The organism is Croceibacterium selenioxidans (assembly GCF_018599195.1).
Classification (GTDB): domain Bacteria; phylum Pseudomonadota; class Alphaproteobacteria; order Sphingomonadales; family Sphingomonadaceae; genus Croceibacterium_A; species Croceibacterium_A selenioxidans.
Genome location: NZ_JAHFVK010000001.1, coordinates 1398587 through 1417692 on the forward strand (window position 1 = coordinate 1398587; position 19106 = coordinate 1417692).

The 19106-nt window shown below is 61.1% G+C and carries 15 protein-coding genes; 5 read left to right on the forward strand and 10 right to left on the reverse strand.

The window, feature by feature from the left end:
- Positions 1-171: 171 nt before the first annotated feature.
- Genes KK137_RS06810 through KK137_RS06820 form a run of 3 tightly spaced genes read left to right on the forward strand, consistent with a single transcriptional unit; the run spans position 172 to position 2973 of the window.
- Positions 172-1320 carry a glycosyltransferase family 4 protein gene (locus KK137_RS06810; RefSeq protein ID WP_214535402.1) on the forward strand — a complete coding sequence of 383 codons (1149 nt, stop codon included), beginning with the start codon at positions 172-174 and terminating at the stop codon, positions 1318-1320.
- The gene (locus tag KK137_RS06815) at positions 1317-2288 is read left to right on the forward strand and encodes an ATP-grasp domain-containing protein (protein WP_214535403.1); all 972 of its coding nucleotides are present in this window, start codon (positions 1317-1319) and stop codon (positions 2286-2288) included. The genes KK137_RS06810 and KK137_RS06815 overlap by 4 nt, the downstream gene beginning before the upstream one ends.
- A complete protein-coding gene (locus KK137_RS06820; RefSeq protein ID WP_214535404.1) occupies positions 2281-2973 on the forward strand; it encodes an HAD family hydrolase in 693 nt (230 codons plus the stop codon). Before KK137_RS06815 ends, KK137_RS06820 begins: the two co-directional genes overlap by 8 nt.
- Here KK137_RS06820 and KK137_RS06825 read toward each other — a convergent pair.
- From KK137_RS06825 to KK137_RS06845, 5 genes are all read right to left on the reverse strand, one after another.
- Complete coding sequence (locus KK137_RS06825) at positions 2970-3545, reverse strand: sugar transferase (protein WP_214535405.1); 576 nt, start codon at positions 3543-3545, stop codon at positions 2970-2972. The two genes, KK137_RS06820 and KK137_RS06825, sit on opposite strands and share 4 nt — an antisense overlap.
- A gap of 13 nt (positions 3546-3558) precedes the next feature.
- Complete coding sequence (locus tag KK137_RS06830; protein WP_214535406.1) at positions 3559-5883, reverse strand: GumC family protein; 2325 nt, start codon at positions 5881-5883, stop codon at positions 3559-3561.
- A 155-nt stretch (positions 5884-6038) separates the two neighbouring features.
- Positions 6039-7178, reverse strand: coding sequence for a glycosyltransferase family 4 protein (locus KK137_RS06835; RefSeq protein WP_214535407.1), 1140 nt, complete (start codon positions 7176-7178; stop codon positions 6039-6041).
- A gap of 5 nt (positions 7179-7183) precedes the next feature.
- A complete protein-coding gene (locus KK137_RS06840) occupies positions 7184-8602 on the reverse strand; it encodes a lipopolysaccharide biosynthesis protein (protein WP_214535408.1) in 1419 nt (472 codons plus the stop codon).
- Between the two features lie 5 nt (positions 8603-8607).
- Positions 8608-9954 (reverse strand): O-antigen ligase family protein, encoded by a 1347-nt coding sequence (locus KK137_RS06845; RefSeq protein ID WP_214535409.1) that lies wholly within the window; start codon positions 9952-9954, stop codon positions 8608-8610.
- A 392-nt stretch (positions 9955-10346) separates the two neighbouring features.
- On the opposite strand from KK137_RS06845, the gene KK137_RS06850 reads away from it, so the two are divergent.
- On the forward strand, positions 10347-11585 hold the full coding sequence (locus KK137_RS06850) for a pectate lyase family protein (RefSeq protein WP_338027995.1): 1239 nt from the start codon (positions 10347-10349) through the stop codon (positions 11583-11585).
- 98 nt (positions 11586-11683) lie between these two features.
- Positions 11684-12793 carry a glycosyltransferase family 4 protein gene (locus KK137_RS06855; protein WP_214535410.1) on the forward strand — a complete coding sequence of 370 codons (1110 nt, stop codon included), beginning with the start codon at positions 11684-11686 and terminating at the stop codon, positions 12791-12793.
- Here KK137_RS06855 and KK137_RS06860 read toward each other — a convergent pair.
- The 5 genes from KK137_RS06860 to KK137_RS06880 form a co-directional block, all read right to left on the reverse strand.
- On the reverse strand, positions 12790-14016 hold the full coding sequence (locus tag KK137_RS06860; RefSeq protein WP_214535411.1) for an outer membrane beta-barrel protein: 1227 nt from the start codon (positions 14014-14016) through the stop codon (positions 12790-12792). The genes KK137_RS06855 and KK137_RS06860 overlap by 4 nt on opposite strands.
- 2 nt (positions 14017-14018) lie before the next feature.
- Entirely contained in the window at positions 14019-14594 is a 576-nt protein-coding gene (locus tag KK137_RS06865; protein WP_250893608.1) for a polysaccharide biosynthesis/export family protein, read from the reverse strand.
- A gap of 185 nt (positions 14595-14779) precedes the next feature.
- Positions 14780-15643: a sulfotransferase family protein gene (locus KK137_RS06870; protein ID WP_250893609.1), complete on the reverse strand. Its 864-nt coding sequence runs from the start codon at positions 15641-15643 to the stop codon at positions 14780-14782.
- Positions 15640-16890 (reverse strand): DegT/DnrJ/EryC1/StrS family aminotransferase, encoded by a 1251-nt coding sequence (locus KK137_RS06875; RefSeq protein WP_214535412.1) that lies wholly within the window; start codon positions 16888-16890, stop codon positions 15640-15642. The genes KK137_RS06870 and KK137_RS06875 overlap by 4 nt, the downstream gene beginning before the upstream one ends.
- Positions 16887-18830 carry a polysaccharide biosynthesis protein gene (locus KK137_RS06880; protein ID WP_214535413.1) on the reverse strand — a complete coding sequence of 648 codons (1944 nt, stop codon included), beginning with the start codon at positions 18828-18830 and terminating at the stop codon, positions 16887-16889. Before KK137_RS06880 ends, KK137_RS06875 begins: the two co-directional genes overlap by 4 nt.
- Positions 18831-19106: the final 276 nt, after the last annotated feature.

Here is a 19106-nt window from a genome sequence, read left to right on the forward strand (position 1 = left end):
GGATGGTTACGCGATCCCCGTGGCCTACCGTCAACCGTGAAGTGAGCCGCGATGGACGCAAGCAACGATCGCTCCTCTCTAAGAAGGGTTAGACCAGAAATACCATCCTCATGGTGTTCCCTCCCATGCTAGAAGCGTCATCGTTCGAAACGGAGAGACAACGTTTCAGCTGTGCCGTCGCACCACATATCGATCCTGACAACCGGCCTTGGCGCCGGCGGAGCTGAGCGTGTCATCGCCCAGCTTGCCGCGCATTGGTGCGACACGCCCTATCGCCTGACGATAATCACCTTCGATCACGCCGACGACGACGTGTTCCATCCACTTCCCGCGAATGTCGCGATCGAGCGGCTCGGCGACGCCAGCGGAAGCGGATTGATAGGAGCAATCCACAAGGTATTTGCTCTACGCAAGGCCTTGCGCCGGGACCCGCCCGATTTGCTGGTCTCCTTCCTGACGAAAAACAATCTCCTTGCGGCGATTGCCTCGATCGGGGTCCCGACAGGCCTGGTGTGCTGCGAACGAAACAATCCCGAGCGCCAGAAGGTGCATCCGCTGTGGAACTTGTTCCTTCCGGCCGCCTATCGGCGGGCGGATGCGATCGTTTGCCAGACCGAAGGCGTAAAACGGTGCTTCCCCGCTTCGGTCGCAGACAGACTTGTGGTCATTCCCAACCCCTTTGCTCGTATCGATAGGACCGCGCCGACAACCAACGGCAAGACTATCTGCGCCGTAGGGCGGCTGACCGACCAAAAAGGCTTCGACCTGTTGATCGATGCTTTTTCCCGGGTCCTCCCGGATTTTCCGGGTTGGAAGCTGAATATCTGGGGCTCCGGAAACGATTTGCCCGCACTCGAGCAGCAAGTTCTCGACCTTGGCTTGAGCGAGAGTGTTTTCCTGCTCGGCATCAGTCCGCGCCCTGGTGGCTGGCTCGACAATGCCGACTTGTTTGTCCTTTCTTCGCGATATGAGGGATTTCCCAATGCGCTTGGCGAGGCGATGGCGGCGGGATTGCCAATCGTCGCCACGGCTTGTGATTTTGGCCCCGCAGAGATGCTGGAGCACGGGAAGAGCGGATGGCTGGTCCGCAACGAGGATCCGGCCGCTCTCGCTGACGGCCTGAAGCAACTGATGTCAGACGACGCTCTGCGCGCCAGGCTAGGGGACGGCGCGGCGAAAGCGGTCGAACGCTATGCGCCGACTGTCGTGTTCAGGCAGTGGGATAGTCTGGTGAGGGACTTGCTGCTCGGATCGAAGGAAGAGCCAGCCACTGCGGAGGCAAGGCGGGCACGCTCGTTGGGGGTCCAAGTCACCGAATGAGGAACGGACCGCTGCGCATTCTGTTCACGTCCGCCGGACGCCGGGTCGAACTCGCGCAGTGCTTCCGCGCGGCCGCCTCGAGACGGGACGTAAGTTGTGAGATACACGCCTGCGATCTCGACCCGGAGCTGAGCCCGGCATGCCAAACGGCCGACGCCCGGTTTGTCGTCCCGAAATGCACTGACCCGAGTTACGTCGGCATCCTGCAGGAGTATTGCAGGACTCGGTCAATCGACCTGCTGGTACCGACGATCGATCCCGAACTTCCCCCCCTCGCGGCGGCCCGCGACGATTTCGCCGAGGCCGGCACGTTCGTTCACGTGAGCTGTGCTGAGACGATCGATATCGTCCGCGACAAGCAGAAGACCATCGAGGCACTTGCCGCGTCGGGGGTTCCCGTGCCCCGGACCGCCTCGGTCGAGGAGGCCCGTCACTCATCGGGCGCATGGCCCTTCCCCGCCTTCATCAAGCCATCGGGAGGCAGCGCGAGCCGCGGAATCGGAATACTCCAGGGACCGGAGGATTTTCGGGGCAAGTACGATGAGCCCATGATCGTGCAGGAATTCCTTCGCGGTCCCGAATACACGGTCAATGTCTACGTCGATCGAAACGGCAAGCTCTTGTCCGCGGTACCTCACATTCGTCTTTCGGTGCGGGCGGGAGAGGTCGAGAAAGGTCGCACCGAACGGAACCCGGCGTTCTGGGAGATAGCCGAGCGCGTAGTCTCGGCCCTGCCGGGACCGAGGGGCGCGATGTGCTTCCAGCTGATCGTCGACCCCGAGAAGGGGCCGCGCGTGTTCGAGATCAACGCTCGGTTCGGCGGCGGTTACCCCCTTGCTGATCACGCCGGAGCCAGGTTCGCGGAAAGCCTGTTGGCTGATCTGCTGGGCCAGCCCGAATGCGCGTCCAACGAATGGCGGGACGGCGTCACGATGCTTCGATACGATGCGGCGGTATTCGATGGTTGAGATCGACGCCTCCGTCGTCGTCTTCGACCTGGACGATACGCTCTTCCACGAGAGTGACTTCGCGCGCAGCGGCTTTGGCGCCGTTGGCGCCCACCTGGAGTCCCGGTTCGGAATCTCCAACTTTGCATCTCATTGCGAACGACTGCTCAAGGCCGGCTCGCGAGGGCATATCTTCGATCAAGCCCTGGCAGAATGCGGACACCATCCAGACGCTGCGTTGATCGCCGAACTTGTCGAGGTCTATCGTTCGCATGAACCTTCGATCCGCCTGCCCGATGACACCGTGGCGTTCCTCGAACACATCGCCGGCATGCCGACGGCCCTCATCAGCGACGGGCCGGGCGCTATGCAAAGAAACAAAGTCGTTCGCCTTGGCCTCGACCGACTGATCGACAAGATCATCCTGACGGGCGAGTGGCCGGATGGCTACGGGAAACCTCACCCCAGAGCCTATGGTGAAGTCATGCAGTGGTCGGGCCGCCCCGGGGCGGATCACGTCTACATCGCGGACAATGCCTCCAAGGATTTCATCGCACCAAAGACCCTGGGCTGGAAAACGGTCCAGATACTACGGCCCGGTCGCGTGCATGACGGGCTTGCCCCAACGGTGGAGCATGAAGCGCAATTCCGGATAGCGAGCCTCGACGATATTCGCCTGCGCCACGCCCTCGCGGGCTCACGCTAGCGCGACAGTTCCTCGCGGAGAGTCTTGGTTCGCCGTTCGCCGCCTATCATGACGAGCAGCGTCCTCTGCAGGATTGTCAGATCGAGCCAGAGTCCAGCGTGACCGATATACCAAAGATCGAGCGCGACCTTTTCATCGAGAGATAACAGCGTGTTACCGTTCACTTGGGCCCAGCCCGTCATGCCTGGCCTTACGAGGCTTCTCCGTCGCCCCTTGTCACCAAGCTCCTCGATAGTCTCAGGAAGCAGCGGGCGAGGCCCGACGAAGGCCATTTCGCCCTTCGCGATATTGAGGAAGCCAGGCAATTCATCCAGGCGCGTCCTGCGCAGGAATGCGCCCACTGCCGTGACTCGCTCCTCATCGGGCAGCAATCGTCCGGCTTCATCGCGATCGTCGCGCATGGTGCGAAACTTGTAGAGCACGAACGGCTGGCCCAGGCGTCCGCAACGAACCTGCCTGAAGAGTATGGGTCTCCCTAACGAGGACAACACCAGCAGGCCGAGCAGCACCTGGACCGGGGACGAAATGACCCCCGCGCCCGCGCCCAGCAATCTCGAGAACGCCAAAGCCATCGGGCGCGACCGATCAAGCCATTTCAGGCTGGGTCCACGATTGCCGCCGCCTGCGCCGCATCCAGTTGCGGGCCCGAGTTACGATACCCTGCGGATGCTGGAAGTCGTCCGAGTAGTAATCCGAAGAGTCGACGTAGAACTGGACGGAATCCCCGTACCGCAACCGGGCATGTTCGGCATAGTCGACGTGATCGAAGATCACTCCGGACACAGCGTAATGGTGCAGGTCGAGGGACGCATCCATTTGCTCAATGGTCGTGCGCCCCCAACGGGCCACCATGATGGTCTGGTCGGCGAACTGGCCCATCGCCCGCGCGTCCCGCACGGCGAGCGTGGCGGGGGCGTTGATGACGATGAAATCGAACTTCTCGCGCAGGTCACGGAGAAGCTTGGCCAGCTTGGGCGAAGAGAGGAGCACCGCAGGCTCTTCTACCGGGTTGTGCGCGCTCAGGAGGCCGATCCTCGGGGCGTGGACATATTCGTCGCCGTCTTCCGTGACCCCTTCATGCGGCAGCGGAAGCAATCCATCGATATCGGCCTGACCGGTGATGATATCGATCAGGTCGGGTGAATCGATATTGTTCTGCAAGCGTTGCAGGTAACCTTGCTTGCGCAAGTCCAGATCGAGCACCAGGGTCCGATCGCCCATCGCCAGGCCTGCCGCCGCCAACGTCAGAGTAACCGTCGACTTGCCGTCTCCGGGCAAAGGCGAACTCACCAGCACCACCTGGGAACCCGGCTTCTGTCGCAAAGAGCGGATCTCGCAGTACATGGATCTGGAGACCTCCGCGAACAGCGACTGCGGATCGGCGATCACCGGGCTGTCGCTCGGATCGTCGGCCGGTTGGTCCTGAGCCAGGAGCGGAAGCATGCCGAAGGTCGGGAGCCCGAAGTACTTCCGGATTTGGGCAGAGGTCCTCAGGCGATCGTCGAGGAAGTCGCGCAGGAACGCGAGCAGGAAGGCCAGGATACTTGAGCCGAAAAAGGCGATGATCGTATACTTGAGTGGCGCCGGGGCGATCGCGTCAAGGTTCGGGACAGCCGGCGAAACGATGGAGGAGGAGACACCCTCTTCCTGCATCTGGGCGCGTACTTGTTCCACGCGGGCGGCAATGGCCTTGTACGATTCATCGGCGAGCGTGGATTCTCGCACCAGGTTCTCAAGTTCGACCGAGTTGCTCACGTTTTCGTAAGACTTGCTTTCGACGCTGGCGAGGATCCCGTTCAGACGCGAAGCCGCGGCCGCGTCACCGGCGGCGTCGCTGCGCGCCATCTGCGCCATTCTGGCCGCGTCGGCAGCCGCCACCGCTCTGGCTGCTGCTTGCGCGTTGTTGCGTTCGACAGCCATTGCGCCCTCAACCGCATCGATTTGCGACGAGATGCGCTTCACGTCCGGATGGTTTGGGCCATAGCTCGACGTGAGCTTTGAGCTCTCTGCCACGAGATCGGCATGGCGACGCTCGAGCTGATCGAGACCAGCCGAACTCGCCATGGCGGTGCTCTGCATCGATCCCGCTGCGGCGATCCCACCGCTGCGTGCAGCCGAGCCTTCGCGCGACGCACTGGCTGCGGCGGCCTGAGCCGCAATTCTATTGAGCTGAGCCAGATCTTCAGCACCACCCGCGCCGACGAGCATCCGGTGATTCTGCCGGAATTCTGCCACTTTCTGGGCAGTGGCGGCGGCAATCTCGCCACGCTCGTGCTGCTCGGTCTCAAGAGAGGCTAGCAGCTGGGCGCGGAGTTCATTGTTCTTGGAGGCGCGAACGGCACGAACCGACGCGGGAATCTGGTTGGCAATTCGCGCAGCCAGCTCGGGCGAGCGCGAGGAGACTGAAATGGCCAACAAGTCCGAGTTCGGCTCCGCCGCCACCGTGACCATGCTCAGCAGTCGGTTGATGGCGAGGTAGATGTAGTCGTCGCTACCCTTGCTGATATTGCCCATGTCTTTCTGGAAATGCGGATCGTTGAGCAGGTCCAGATCCTCGATCACGTGCTCCGCCGCCGAACGGGAACTGTGGAGCCGGACGGCGTTCGCCACGCGTTGCGCGTTCTGCGCGATGACGTCTGCCTGGTTGGTTCCCACCTGGTCGATAAGTTCGACCTGCACATGCGCCGTCGACCGATAGATGGTCGGAGACAGTAACTGATGGGCCAGAACCGGCAACGTGATGGCGGCAATGATCGCCATGATCATGTACTTGTAGCGAATGGCCACACGCAGCAGGTCTTTGAGCGATATCGCCGAGCCGGCGTGCGGCGGCGCACCACTGGGGTAATAGGGTGACTGCGAATTCGTACTGAGGCTGTTGCCTCCATAAGATGCCAAGGCAGTTTGCATCGTACACCCCTGTGAGCAGATGCGCCGGCAAATCTTGCGTCACTCGCCGCCGACGCAAAGACGGTTATGGGCAATTTCAATGGGTTTTTGAAACGGGCATCCGTCTCGCCGGGCGGGGCATAAAGGGTAGCTCGAAAGGATGGGCCGCAGGGCTCTTAGCGACGAGCGGTACGGTACAGGGCGAGATGCTGGTCCGCAGAACCATCGATCGAAAACTGCCCGCTCTTCTGAACGGCACCTTGGGAGAGAGACTGGTAAAGTTCGGCGTTGCCGATCACGCGACCGATAGCCTGAGCGAGAGACTTCGGATCACCGGGCCGAGCCAACAGGCCATTCACGCCGTCAACCACCAGGTCCCGGTTGCCTGCTACGTCCGTCGCCAGGATCGGAAGCCCCATGCCCATCGCCTCGATGATGGCGATGGGTAGCCCTTCATAGGTCGAGGTGTTGAGGAGGATATCGGCGGACGCCATCAACTCCCGCACGTCGGATCGTTCACCGAGAAACTCTACCGCCTTGGAAAGACCCATGTTCTCAGATCTTTGCCTGAGCTCCTCGAGGCCTGCTCCACCGCCGGCAATCATGAACCTTGGCATGACGGCGTCGCGATGGCTCTCGCGCAGTGCAGCCGCGGTCTCCAGAAGCAAACCGTAGTTCTTCTGATCGGAGATCGTCCCGACGCTGAGGATTCGACAAGGTTTTCCAACTGCCGTTCGCGGAGCCCCTACCCCAAATTCGCGCGCTGCCGCATTTGGAATGACCGTTATCGGGCGCCTCGTGAGCTTGCGATAGGTGGCCTCCAGTTCGGGTGAAATCGCAACATACCTGTCTACGACCAGGTCAAAGAGGCGGAACAGGTAGCTGGGAAACGAGAGCCGTGTGTTGTGATGAGTCAGCACGACCGGACCCCGAAATCCGGATAGCGCGACCATGGCCACTGCCCTTGCGGTGTGGCAATGGATCACGTCCGGGGCGCTAGCAACCAATAGCTTCCGGAGAGCCGCCGCTCCCTCTAACGGACCGCGCTTTCTGCTGAGTTCGAGCGAGACGAAGTCTCCACCGCCCTTGTCGATTTGGGCGGCGAGGTGCGCTTCCATTTCGGCTGTGTTGCCCAGTACCGACGCATCGCAAAGGGCAATCACGCGGTTCGTCACCCCGCGAGCGGAGAGCGCCGCGCTCAGGTTGGACACAAGCATTTCCGCTCCGCCGGAAGTCAGGCTTGTGACGATCGACCAAACAACCAGGGACCTATGCGCCGGATCGACTGTGTCGTTTCCCTGAGAGATTGACCGCATGTCGTTCATGCCTTGCCCTCTTCCAGTCGCTCCTCGGCCATTTCAGCGCGAACTCGGCCCAGCCCTCGCCACATCGCGACGTCGAGCGAGACGGCGGTAAAGAGGCCAAATGCGATATGGGCGAGGTTCACCCCGACCGCGCCGAGGCTCGGCAAAGCTGCCAGTGCAGTCGCAAAGAAGATCACCGTTGCGGCGGCAGCGACAGCGAGAACGTAAGTCGGGCGGTTCATCGCGAGCAGGGCTGAGCGTGAAGGCGCCGCGTGCAGCACCAGCGCAACGGCAAGCAATTGCGCGAGCAGCATCGGAAACGCGTCGACGAAGTCCGGGCCGAACACGAGATGCAGTGCCCACTCACCCGCAAACCAACACAAGGTGATCGCGACCGTCGCACCCACTGCAAGGATGATCTGCAGCCATTTGACGGTCTGGGCGAGATTGGCAATTCCCTTGCCGGTCCACATCCGCGCCATGTCGGGATAGGCCACCGTCTGGATTAGGTCGCCACCTTGCTGGGCAATCTTCGCCACCCTGCGTGACAGAAAATAAAGGCCCGCCGCGGCCGGGCCTGCGAAGAACCCGACGAGCAAAGTGTCCGCTTCATGGGTCAGGGTACGCAGGGCCGACGAGAGATTGGTGGAGAAGGCAAAGCCGAGGAAGCCGGGGAACTTGTCGGACAGTTTGCGCCAGCTTGCCTTGAACGGACTGGGTATTCCGTTCTGCGCCAAGGTGCGCAACCCGATCCAGTTGAACACAAGGGAGTCCAGCGCCTGTGCGAAGGTCCAGGCGGCGATGAATTCAAGCAGGCTGCCGCCCGTCAGGTACACAAGGAGCGCCAGCGCGAGCCGGGTCAGGCCACCGACAAACTGGATATAGGCAATGGTGCGAAATTTGCCCGACATTCGAAGCGCGGCACTGGCCATACCCCGGAAATTGATCGCAATCGCGGCAGCATAGACCGCGACCAGCTTGCCTTGATCGGGAGTGAGGCCGACATGGCTTGCCGCGAGCCATCCGGTGACGACGCACATGACGGCGGCGAGGAACGCGCTGCAGACGTCGAGCAGCAAGCCGTAAGCGTAAAGTTGCGACAGCCGCTGGGGATCGGCGGCGTTCTCCTCGGCAGCCACGAAGCGGATCAGCGGTTGCCAGGATTCAAACCTCACCAGCCGTTCGCAGACGCGGCCCAGTGCGAGAATTAGCGCAAGGGCCCCGAAGTCGGCAGCCCCGAGCGTACGAGCCGCGACGGCGGTGCTGGCCAACATCGTAATCGCTACACCGAAATTTCCGGTCAGCAGATGAAACACGCTGCCGATGCGGCTCCTCAGGAGGGCGTTCTGGTTCAGCGAAGCAGACAGGCTTCGCGCCAGCTCTCTTGGATGCAGAGCGCTAAGCGAATTCTTCGCGGTCGATCGGGTGGCGGCCATGGTGCTTATTCCGTCGCGCGCTGCGCATCCCTGGCCGACCGGCTGCCCACCATGAGCGAACTATCCAGTCGAGTTGCGCGTTCATATCTCGCAAACGCGAGCGCGAAGACGATGAGCGCAGGGCCGATCCAAATGCGCGCGAACATGTGCGGGATCGACATCGTATAGAACAGGAAGGCCAAGGTGATGGCTGCGCAAGCCGCCCCATCCAGCCGATGGTTCCGCCAGATCAAGAGGCTCGTAAGACCCATGCTGATCAGCATTGCGCTCAGCCCCAGGCTGGCAACGGCCCCGCCCTCGTTCAGGACCAGGAGGTGCAGATTGTGAACCGGCAGGCCCTCCGGGTTCACTTCACGATACCGATCGGTGCCCAGCCCGATCAGCATGTTGTCGTTTGCCATCTGCCAGGCCTCGGCAACAAGATGCGTTCTGCCGGTGAAAGTCCCGGCTTTGTCCATGTCACCGGTGGCGATCGCGGCCACCACGCGTTCTTCGAACGGTTTGGGCAAGGGTCCGCCCGCCCAGACATAGGCCACCGCAAAAAGGGCCATGGGCACGGCGAACCGGACAAAGTTCGCAAACCTCCCGAGCACCAGAAAAAGCGAAATCGCCAGAACCCCGGACGCCACCGCCGAAAAGCTGGCGCTGGCTATGAGACCGGCGATAATCAATCCGCCGCACACGACAGCTACGCGGATCGGCATCCGGCGATCCATCGTGCAGTGAAGCAACATTATCAGGGCGTAAACGCACACAGCGCCATTCGAATTCGGCTCGCCCGTCAATGTCCCGAGCCGGCCGTTGCCCGACAGGACGGTCTGGCCGACATATGGCGCGATCTGGTCGTAAGTTAGGAACTGAATGATCAGCAGTCCGATGAGCTGGGAAATGGCGACGGCAACGACAAAGGCCGTTACCGCCGTCTGCAGTGTCAATCGATCGCAGCTGCGAAGGACCATCGGTATGACCAGGAGCGCAAAGAGGTACTGCGCGGCCACCGGCATCCAGCGGTCCGGGTCGCCGCTGACGAGTGAACTGACCAACAAGGCTCCTAGCATCAGCGCCAGGCCTCCGATCCAGAAGAGCGTCAGCTTTCCAAAGACGTCGACACGGAGCTTGCCGGACAGGAGGAGAATGACGCAGGCCGAAGCGAACAAGATGTCGGAGACGCTCAGATTGTTCTGGGGCAGTCGCACCAATTGCCAAGGCAGGAAGAAGCAGGCGGCAATGACGATGAGCCGATTGGCCATCGATGTACGGTAGGGATCATAGCGGTCGCGAACCGGCCGCGAAGGCGCCGGATCAAGCGGGCCGCGTTCCGCAACGGGATGTCGTCCTCTCGCGACTTGCATGCCCGGATGATGGCGCGCGGGCCCTCCTTGCGCAAATTCAAGAATGGCCAGACCAGCTACGCATTGTTGGTACCCTAAAGGTCAAGGCCATGGTCCCGCGGCATCTCGAAATGATAGCTTTCGGTATAACCGCGCCGTTCGTATCTTCGCAGCCCAGGTATGTTGAAGATTCCGCTCAGTTATTCACGCCCATTCGGCGCCTTGGCGGGCATTAGAACTACAAGAGCTGGAACCTCCTGGGAGACGAATGGATGAAGCGCGCCCCAGTCCACACTCGCATCGCCAAACTGGCATGGATTCCCGTCAGCGCGCTTACGTTCCTTTGCTTTGGTTGTTCGAACTCCGCAGGCGCTGACGCTTCTCAGGAACCAAAACCTCCTACGTTCAAGTCCGTGACGGACACCCCCGCCTTTCCGGGAGCCGTGGGTTACGGCGCCGTGAGCGTGGGCGGGCGCGGCGGACGCATCATTCCCGTCACTACTCTGGACGACAGCGGGCCGGGTTCGTTTAGAGCCTGCGTCATGGCGACCGGACCGCGCGTTTGCGTGTTCCGGGTGAGCGGTGTCATCCGGTTCACCGACCGCCCGCCTATCATTCGCGAGCCCTATTTGACCATCGCCGGGCAGACGGCCCCAGGCGGCGGGATAACCCTGGCTCACGCGGGAGGTCCGAACGGCCGCACGCCATTGGTCCTCAAGGGGACCCACGACGTCATCGTGCAGCACATCCGGGTGAGGCCGAACATCTTCGGAGAGAATCGCGAGTCCGAAGACGGAATCACGATCGAGAACAGCAGCCGCGTGATCATCGATCATGTCAGCGCCACCTGGGCGCGAGACGAACTGATCAACGGCTATGCGGACAATGACGATCTGACGATCAGCAATTCGATCTTCGCTCTCGGAATTCCGCCTCACGACAAATGCGCCCTGCTCGCGAGCGACCCGACAAACCGTCAGAATGTGAGTTTCATCGGTAATATCTGCGCACACAACGGCGATCGTAATCCGGACGCGAACTTCCCGGTTCGATCCTGTGTCGAGGTGGTCAACAATGTGTTCTACAATGGCCAGTCGGAGTTTACCGAGGTCTGGGAAAGCGAAGGCGGCACACCGATTTCGATCGTTGGAAACACCTATATCGCCGGCCGGAATACGCATTCCGAAACGGTAGGCATCCAGAACGATCGCACAGAATCACTGGGCCAGGCGACGATCTATCTGTGGGACAATCGGTTCTTCGGTTCCTTTATCCACCTCGGTCCCAATGCGCGAGAAGCGCTGAGCGCGACTTCGCCCTGCCCGCTCACGGTCCATCCTCAGACGGTCGATGAGGCCTATGATGCCGTGCTCGCACAGGCCGGTGCCTGGCCGCGCGATGAGATCGACGGACAGGTTGTCGACGACGTCAAGAATCGATCCGGACGCATCGGCGCCATGACCCGGATTATTCCAACCATCGCTCCGGGCGAACCCTATCCGGACCAGGACAACGACGGCATGGACGATGGCTGGGAACGCACTGCAGGCGCTGACCCGACGACAAACGACGCGTGGAAGGACTCCAACGGCAACGGAACTTCGAACCTCGAAGAATTCCTCGCGTATCGCGAAAAGCAACTCGCTCCTTGAGTGCCCGGCCATCGACTTTTGACCAACCTGCCGCGGCAGAGCCAAGCGGTAGCGAATTTTCGAGAACTCAACGCGGCCAGCTCACCGTCTGCTATCCCTTGGCAGGCGATACCATCGGCGGCAGCCATGTCTCCTTGCGCGGGCTCCTCGACCGTCTCGATACCTCTCGGTTCAAGGTCCTGATCGTTCCCGAAATCACCGACGGCCGCCTGGCGTTGCACTATGGGGGATTTCGGCAACTCGCCGATCCGGCACCGCCCCGCACATCGTTCGTTGCCGGCCGACAGTTCGGGCTTTTGAATTGGCTGCGGACCTTCCCGGCGATTGCGAAACGCGCGCGATTTCTGAAGAGCCACAAGGTGGATATTGTCCATACGAACGATGGCCGCACCCATGCTAGCTGGGCCCTGGCCGCGAAGCTGGCCGGCGTTCCCCTGGTCTGGCATCATCGCGGCGATCCCACTGCGCGCGGTATTCGCTACGTCGCTCCGCTGCTCGCTGACCAGATTGTCGCCGTGTCGTCGTTTGCGCTACCCGGCGGAATCATAGGGGCCGCCCGAACGGCCCGGGTGGTCCACAGCCCGTTCGACAGCTCCATCTCGTTCGATCGACCCGCGTCCCGAGCGAAGATCGTCGACGAACTGGAATTGGATCCGAATACGGTCCTATGCGGCTATTTCGGGTCCTTCATCGAACGCAAGCGACCGATCAAATTCGTCGAAGCTGTCGGAGAGCTAGCTCGACTGACGAATGGTCCGGTGGCCGGGGTCATGTTCGGCGAAGCGCTCGAAGAGGGGATCCTGAATGCGATGAGCGCTAAGATCGCGCAGCTTCCGGCCAATGCCCGGGTCCAGCTCATGGGGTATCGAACGCCGGGGCACGATTGGCTGGCGGGGTGCGATCTGCTCCTCGTTCCCGCGATCGACGAGCCCTTGGGACGGACCCTGGTCGAAGCCATGCTTGTAGGCACACCGGTCGTGGCAACGAATTCTGGCGGAAACCCGGAAGCGCTCGCAAACGCCTGCGGCGTCCTTTGCGAGGGTGACGATCCGGCTGACATGGCCCGCAAGGCTCGCGACCTGCTGGATAATCCTGAACAGATGGCGCAGATGATTGCCCGCGCTAGGGTCAGAGCTGCCGACGAGTTCTCGCAAGAACGCCACGTCCAGTCGATCGAGGGAATCTACCTCAATCTCGCCGAACATTAGATTTGTAAGCGAACGCCCACCCCGCCACGAAACCGCTCAAACTCGTCGAAGGGCAGGTCGCTGGTGCGCTTGCCAAAGGATGCGTCTGCGACCGCGGAAAAATTGCGGTTGATGAGATACTCGAGCTCGAAACGGCCCTGGACCGTTTCTTCGGTCACACCGCTGCCCCGGTACTTGCTTTGGCGATAGGCAGCGCCGACATTGGAGTAGAGATTGTGGCGGATTTCGTGCTGCCAGGTGAGTTGCACGCTTGTATCGGTCCTCCCGCTCGCGCCGTTTCGGAAGGTGACCACGTCGCCATTGAAGGCATCCAGAATAATCGCGGCCCGTTGTGTGGGCCGGTAGACGAGCTGTCCGGCGGCCGAAAGACCCGTGTGACTGTCGCTCGTAGGTTCGTCCGGCTCGAACTTGAAGACACCGATCGAAAGATTGCCTTCAAGGACGCCGCCGGGCGTCACCTCGATGCCTACCCGTCCGCCATAAGTAGTTGAGTTTCTCAGCAAACCGGCAGGAGAGGTATCCAGGCGAAAGTCACGCGCGGTTATAAAGCCCGTCGCCGTGGCAAACGTGGAACCACCGATCCGATAGCCCGCCGTCGCTCTTCCCGAGTAGGACGTAAAATCGCGATCCGCGTCGATGATCGACACCGCGTCGTTCTTGATGGCGGATCCCTCGATATCCAGAAGCAGCGTGCCGGAAGTCCGGCGATATCCGGCTATCGCAGTGGCGACGTCGATTTCGCGTGGCCCTATCGCCCTGATGTCGCGGGCTTCGGGATCCCCACGATCTTCGATCGCTCGCTCATATCCGACGTTCAGGCGAAGGGCGTCAGCCTCGGAGGGCCGCCATGACAGATCGCTTGCGAGGCGATAGGTGTCGGCGTTCTCGGTACGGTAGGTAAAGTACCGACGGGCCCCGTACACGCCGTGCAAGTTCAAATCGAATGGACCCGACCGGTGACTCGCGTCGACCCTGACGTCGACCTGGGCGATCTCGTCCGCAATGGGGTCGGCCGGAATGGCATAGATGTTGTCATCGTAGCCAATATGAATCTCGCTGCCGACCGCCACGGCCAACCCGCCAATGGTCGTCGGGCTAACGCGGTACTCCGGATCATCGCCCCGCACCGCAGGCGCTGTCTGCACCATGGTTTGGGCGTGGGCCGGTAGCGCGGCATAGGCGGCGCAGTTGCACAACAAGATGATCGAAAGGCGCAACTTCACGGTCAGAACCAGCGCTCGAGAACTCGAATTCTGTCACCTGGCAATATACGGGTGTCTTCATCGGCTCGCGTGGTGACTTCTTGACCCTGGATCGTGCGGGTGATCGCCACTTCGCCCGTCTTGGCCCGGTAAGTGTAGCCGCCAGCGGCAGAAAGCGCGGCGAGAACGGTCATTCCCTGCCGGTACTTGAATTCGCCCGGCTGATTGACCTCGCCCATCACATAGAACGGACGAAGCTCGACAGGCTGCACGCTGACGACCGGTTGATTGAGAATCCCGGCCTGGAGATAGGCGGCCTCGACTTTGCTTTCGATCTCTCGAAGCGTCAGGCCGTCGACCGGGATGGCCTTGACCAGCGGGAGCGAGATCGAACCGCTATCGTCGACTTCGTACTCTCCGTCTGCGGCCGTCAGGTCCTGCACCGCGATCCGAATCTTGTCGCCGGCACCGGCGCGGTATTCGGCGGCGTCCGCCGGCATCTCAGGAATGCCTTTAAGGCCAGAGCTGCACCCCTGAAGCACCATCGCCGCAAGGAGTACCTGGGCGAAGACAAGGAGCGATTTCCTCCAGGAGTTCATTCTCACCTCCATCATCATTGTGACGGTTTCCCGAACGCTTTTTACGGATTCCGGCATCTGAAAACCTAGCGTTTTCAGGCCGCGTGTCGCCTTCTACGATGGCGAGTAGCCCCACCCTCTTTCTTCCAGCCGACAGGTTCGGTTGGCTATGCCTCTAATACCAAGGGGTTATCGCACCATTCCTTTCAGGCGGCAATCTCGGATGCCGGAACCTTCCAGTGCGAAAGATCCAGGCCGAGCAATTTTTCGGCCAGATCGATGTCCTTCTGATAGAATTCGGTCAGCCGTTCACGCAGATCTGGCCTCAGGGGCGGATAGGCCACCTGCCTCGCCAGGAGCGATCGCGCGCCTTCGAACAGGCGAGTGCCCCGAACCGGCCTGACGGTGTCCTTCAGCGGCGCCAGAGCCTTGCGTAGGGGTAGCGGAAGCAACGGCGACTTGCTGCTGTTCTCGTGCTTGTTGGCCAGCCCTGGATCGAAGAGAACCGGCGCGCCGATATGCTCAGAGGTCAATCGCACCACTTGTTCGGGATCGCGCGCCACATCTTCGAAACGAAAGGCAAACAGCTGCTCTCGTTCGAAATGGTCGAGCCAGCGCGAAAGGTGCTTTCCATACAGGCCGTCGTTAAGGAAGCGAGGTTGGGGATTATCCAGCGAGCTGAGGTATTCTTCAGGCTGCCCCCGCACAGTGCCTCGACGGAAAAGCATCTTGTAGTCGGAATAGGCCCGTTCCACCGGATCGCGCAGTTGGACGACCAGCCTCACCTTTGGCAGCATGGCGGCTATGCGCGCTGGCGCTTGATCGTACGACAAGTAGTCGGCCGACTTTTCGCCGATCAGGGCGCCGTCTGCAGGCCTCCCGGAAAAGAAGCTCGCATAGAAGGCTTCGCCCTGCCCGAATTCGCGACTGAAGTAGTGCGGTTCGGGATCAGGCATGAAGATCACCGGATTCGCCTGCAGTTGCATTTGAATCCAGGTCGTGGCCGCCTTCGCGGCGCCGATCACGATGAATTCCGGGTGCCAGTCGCTGCCAATCGAATGCGTTGTCATGCCATGGCCTCTACCAGGCTGTTGGCGATCCGGGTCATGTCGCTTTCGTCGAGCGTGTGATCGACTGGGAACATGAGAGTGCGTCCGGCGAGTTCCGCTGCCGAACTCAGTGCGCCATCCCTCCGGATCGGTAGTCCCGCAAAGGCCTGCTCCTTACTCATGTCGGGACAGGAGCCGGTGGCAACAGGAATGCCGCTGGCCGTCAGCTTGCCGATTATGCGGGCACGGGTTTGCTCGACTGGCTCGTCTGGACGGTCGCGCAGCTGAACATAGAACTTGTACCAGGCGCTGCGTACCGATGCCGGGGGCTGGAACACCATCAGTCCAGGATGGTCTCCCAACGCTTCCGTGAGGACCGCGACGTTACGGGTGCGGCATTCGAGCCAGCCCGGCAAACGCCGCAATTGCCGCCTGCCAATCGCAGCCTGCATCTCCGTCAGACGGTAATTCGAACCCGGCCCATCGTGAATGTACCGAAACTCTCCTGGAATGCCCTTTCCGTCGGAAAGCTTCGCAGGGTTCTTGCCATGATCTTTGTATGACCAGGCGATGTCATGGTGCCGGCGGTCCTTGAACAGAACCATGCCCCCCTCCCCCCCCGTCGACATGATCTTGTCGGTGCAGAAGGAAAACGAGGAAATGTCGCCGAAGGAACCGACCCGACGCCCATCGATCTCGGCGCCGTGGGCCTGGGCGCAATCCTCGATCAGGAACAGTCCGTATTTCTCAGCCAACCCCACGAGGGCACGCATGTCGCAAGGCCAACCGGCCAAATGGACGCAGATAATGGCCCTCGTTCGCGCGCCAATCAGACGCTCGACCGAAATCGGGTCGATATTCTGGCTCTCGGGCAAGACGTCGGCAAAGACCGGCATCGCGCCCGAAGCCAGTACACAGCTCGCTGTTGCAAAGAAGCTGCGCGCTGGGACGATGACCTCGTCTCCGGGTCCGACGTCCAGCGCACGCAGAGCCAGTTCGAGCGAGACGGTCCCGTTGGCCACGCAAAAGGCGTGCTCCATACCGATGTAGCTCGCAAACTCGCGCGCGAAGAGAGCGTTCTGTTTGCCGTGAACAAGGCTGTTCACCTGGCCGGTTCGCAATACTTCGGCGACAGCCTCGATGTCATCGTCCTCGTAGCGCGGCCACTTGCTTCGGACCGGCGGCGACGCCTCATCTGCCGCCGGCAGATCATCGACGAAGTCCGACGGGAGTTCCGAACGGAAATGAGCAGCGCTCGCTTCCTTCATAGGGGGATCGCCTTCTCATTCGAGTTGGGCGAGCGGCCGCCCGCCGGCGCAGTAAAGATGTCGAAAGTCGCCCCGCTGGCGGGGATCTTCGTGAGATTGTGGGTGATCGTCCGCGCTTCCGCCTGGTCTCCTTGAGCAACTGCCCGCGCCAGGCGGTCGATGCTCTTGGTGATGAAGGGAAGTGGAATGGGCTGCGACAGCGCCTCGAAAATGCCCTTGATGCCTGACTCGACTTGCTCTTCACAGTTGTCGAACAGTTCCTCGAACAGTTTCTCTCCCGGTCGAACACCCACAAATTCTATGGGAACGTCGGTTTCCGGCTCGAGGCCGTAAAGCCGGATCATTCGGCAGGCGAGGTCCACGATCTTTACGGGATTGCCCATGTCTAGGACAAAGATGGTGCCTCTCGGCGTTTCGTAATTCAGCGAACTTGAGCTGCTCTGCAAAATCAGTTGGACAGCCTCGCGAACCGTCATGAAGAAGCGCTCAATGTCCGGATGCGTTACGGTGAGCGGCTTTCCTTCTTCGAGCTGACGCCTGAAGAGCGGCACGACCGATCCGCTCGATCCCAGGACGTTGCCAAACCGCACGGTCATGAAACGCGGCGCTTCCTCGTCGTCCGCTCCGCACATATCCAGTGCCTGGCAATACAGTTCACCGACCCTCTTGGTCGCCCCCATCATGCCCACGGGATTGACGGCCTTGTCAGTCGATATCTGGATCATCGCCTTGGCGGAAAACTCGCAGACAGCGTCGGCGATGGTCTTCGTGCCGATGATGTTGGTCTGCACACCGGCGCACGGGTTCATCTCGACAATGGGCACGTGCTTCAGCGCCGCAGCATGGTAGACGATATCGGGACGGTGCTTGGCGAAGACCCGGCGCACCTCGTCCTGGTCGTATACGCTGCATAGTTCCGCGTGGATTTCGACGTCCGGATACGCTTCACGCAGACGCATCTCGATCGTGTAGAGCTGATACTCACTGTGCTCGAGCAGGATCAGTTTCGAGGGCCGGAAGCTGGCGAGCTGCCAGCAGAGTTCACCACCGATGGTTCCTCCGGCACCGGTAACCAGTACGCGGTTGCCTCCGACCTCCCGAGAGATCAGCTCGCCATCCATTTCGTATTCGTTGCGGCCCAGAAGCTTTTTGACCGAGATCTCTCCAGGGCCCGAGGTACTGGGGGATTGAAGAATATGGCTCCAGCAATCGCGGATCCGCGACAGATCGAGACCCAGTTGACGGGCCCGGTGCGACAATCGAGCCATTTCTCGATGGCTCAAATGGGTACCGTCATCACAGGCAATCACGAGGGATGGGCGTTGATCGCGCTGCTCAAGGGCGGCGACCACTTCCACCAGCATGTCATGACTGCCGAGCACCGGGACACCGGCAAGACGGTTAAGGGTGTCGCTGATCGAAGGTAAAAGCACCCCGGCAATACGGAACGAGGGTTCCTCTTCAGCGCGGAGTAGCTGAATGACGGACAAGGCCCACTGCGGCGAACCCACCAGGATCGCCCATCTTGTGCCGTCCGCGTTGCTCCTGAGAGCAACGCTCGGTCCGGCACCCGACAGCCACTCGCGGACAATTCTGCGGGACGCACGCAGAGCCATAAGCGCCGCGGTGGTGAACATCATGTGATCGAAGGCCAATGGCACGACACCACGGCCGAGAGCGCGAACGACGGGGATCGCAAAGGATCCTGCCCAGGCAAGCCCCAATCCGACAATCAGCACGCCAACCAGAGTAAGCGCATGCCAGAAGCCGTAGTAGCGCCAACTGCGACGATAAATCCCGGAGACGTAGAGTACGCCGACCACAATCGATCCGAATGGCAGCGCTATCCACCATTGCGTCATCACGCGCGCTACGTCCGGAGAGTTCGACTGACTGGCCATGATTACCAGTCCGAAGACAACGGCGAGGTAATCGACCATGACAAGAGCCAGGGTTCGCGTCGCGCGCCTGACGCTAAACGGGCGCCGCGGAGGACCGGCCTTCTGGCCGATAAGCGTGATCCGTTGGTCCTGCACCTGCGGATGAGAGGCCAATTCCCCTTCGTGCCCGGCAATGACATTTGTCATGGGTGGTGCGCCCTTCCTCTCGCCCCCGATCGATCGATCGCCAGAAGAACAGAACAATTGGGACTTAGAATGGAGCAGCGATAATCTATCGGCCGCCAACAGACACAGGTGCAATTAGCCATCAGCCAT